Annotated in this window: 2 protein-coding genes; one reads left to right on the forward strand and one right to left on the reverse strand. The window is 68.0% G+C overall.

Going from position 1 to position 1,807, the window contains the following annotated elements:
- Positions 1-2: 2 nt before the first annotated feature.
- Entirely contained in the window at positions 3-1,142 is a 1,140-nt protein-coding gene (locus DBR12_RS18420; RefSeq protein WP_108618592.1) for an alkene reductase, read from the reverse strand.
- Between the two features lie 144 nt (positions 1,143-1,286).
- On the opposite strand from DBR12_RS18420, the gene DBR12_RS18425 reads away from it, so the two are divergent.
- The coding region (locus tag DBR12_RS18425; protein ID WP_146185573.1) for a LysR family transcriptional regulator at positions 1,287-1,807 on the forward strand (521 nt) is incomplete at its 3' end.

Here is a 1,807-nt window from a genome sequence, read left to right on the forward strand (position 1 = left end):
GGTCACGCCCATGCGGTGGCGGTCGGTTCCACGGCGGTTGTGTGGACGGGGCCGTAGTCGCTGTAGCCCTGCTCGGAGCCGCCGAACAAGGTCGCAGGGTCGAATGCGGCCAGCGGCAGCCCGGCGGCGTAGCGCGCAGGCAGGTCGGGGTTGGCAATGAAGGGGCGGCCAAAGGCCACCAGGTCTGCCATGCCGGACGACAGGATCTGCTGCGCGCGCTCGGGCGTGTATTTGCCCGCCACGATCACGCGGCCGCTGTAGGCATTGCGCAGGGCCTGGCGGAAGTCATCGGGGATGCTGGGGGCGTCGTCCCAGTCGGCCTCGGCCAGGTGGATGTAGGCCAGGCCCAGCGTGTCCAGCTGGCGCGCGAGGTGCAGCATGGTCGGAATGATCTCGGGACAGTGCATGTTGCGCTGGGTGATGAACGGGGCCAGGCGCATGCCAGTGCGCTCGGCGCCCGCCTCGCTGGCCACGGCGGCGGCCACTTCGCGGGCGAAGCGGGTGCGGTTGTCCATGGTGCCGCCGTAGGCATCTGTGCGGTGGTTGGACGTGGTACGCAGGAACTGGTCGATGAGGTAACCGTTGGCCCCGTGGATTTCCACCCCGTCAAACCCCGCCCGCATGGCGTTGGCGGCGGCGCGCCGAAAGTCGTCGATCACGCCCGTTATCTCGGCCGTGCCCAGCGCCCTCGGCACCGGGCAATCGACCATGCGGCCCACGCCGTCGTCCCCCACCACCCACACCTTGGCCTCGGGCGACAAGGCGGACGGCGCCACGGGCAAGCCATCGGCGTGAAAGCTGGGGTGCGACATGCGGCCCACGTGCCACAGCTGCATCACCATGCGACCGCCTGCGGCGTGCACGGCATCCGTCACCCGACGCCAGCCTTGCACCTGGGTCTCGGTGTAGATGCCTGGCGTAAAGCTGTAGCCCTGGCCCTGGCGCGAAATCTGGGTGGCCTCGCTCACGATGAGCCCGGCGCTGGCACGCTGGGCGTAGTAGGCGGCCATCATCGCGTTGGGCACATCACCGGGCTGGGTGCTGCGGGCGCGGGTCATGGGTGCCATCACCATGCGGTTGGGCAGGGTGAGAGGGCCCAGCGCCAAGGGGGCAAAAAGGGGAGATGTGGCAGTGCGGGTCATGGTCGAGGCGTATGGAGTGGGCTGGACAGGCTTGTATGGTTGCTTTGTCTTGTTTCTTTTTAAATAGGCTGGTGATTGAATGGATATTCAAAGAAAATTTGAAGATAGTCAGTCCATCGCCCCGCTCATCACTCCGTTCAAGCCATGAAAAGCCTGCAAGACCTCGACATCTTTGTGCGCACCGTGGACAGCGGCAGCCTGTCGGCCACGGCCCGGGCGCTGGACCTGACCCCTGCGGCGGCCAGCGCGGCGCTCAAGAGGCTGGAGGCCGAGCTGGGCGTGCTGCTGTTTGTGCGCTCCACACGCAGCCTGCGGCTCACGCCCGAGGGGGCGCTGTTTCTGGAGCATTGCCGGCCCGCGCTGGCCGCGCTGCAGCAGGTGCAGGGGCAGCTGGCCAGCGGCTGGGCGGGTGCGCTGAGCGGCACGCTGCAGCTGGCGGCGCCGTCCGACCTGGGGCGCAATGTGTTGTTGCCCTGGCTCGACGAGTTCCAAGTCGAGCACCCGGGCATCGCCGTCCGATTGCAGCTGTCAGACCGCATGGCCAACGTGTACAGCGAGCCGGTGGACGCCGCCTTTCGCTATGGCAAGCCCCAGGATTCGGGCCTGGTGGCGCTGCCGTTGGCGGCAGAGCACCGGCGCGTGCTGTGCGCGGCCCCGGCCTACCT

Source organism: Acidovorax sp. HMWF029, from assembly GCF_003060895.1.
GTDB lineage: Bacteria > Pseudomonadota > Gammaproteobacteria > Burkholderiales > Burkholderiaceae_C > Acidovorax.

What these genes read in the sequence shown, in the direction of transcription:
- DBR12_RS18420 (WP_108618592.1), bottom strand. Translation starts at nt 1,142, where the DNA reads ATGACCCGCACTGCCACATCTCCCCTTTTTGCCCCCTTGGCGCTGGGC.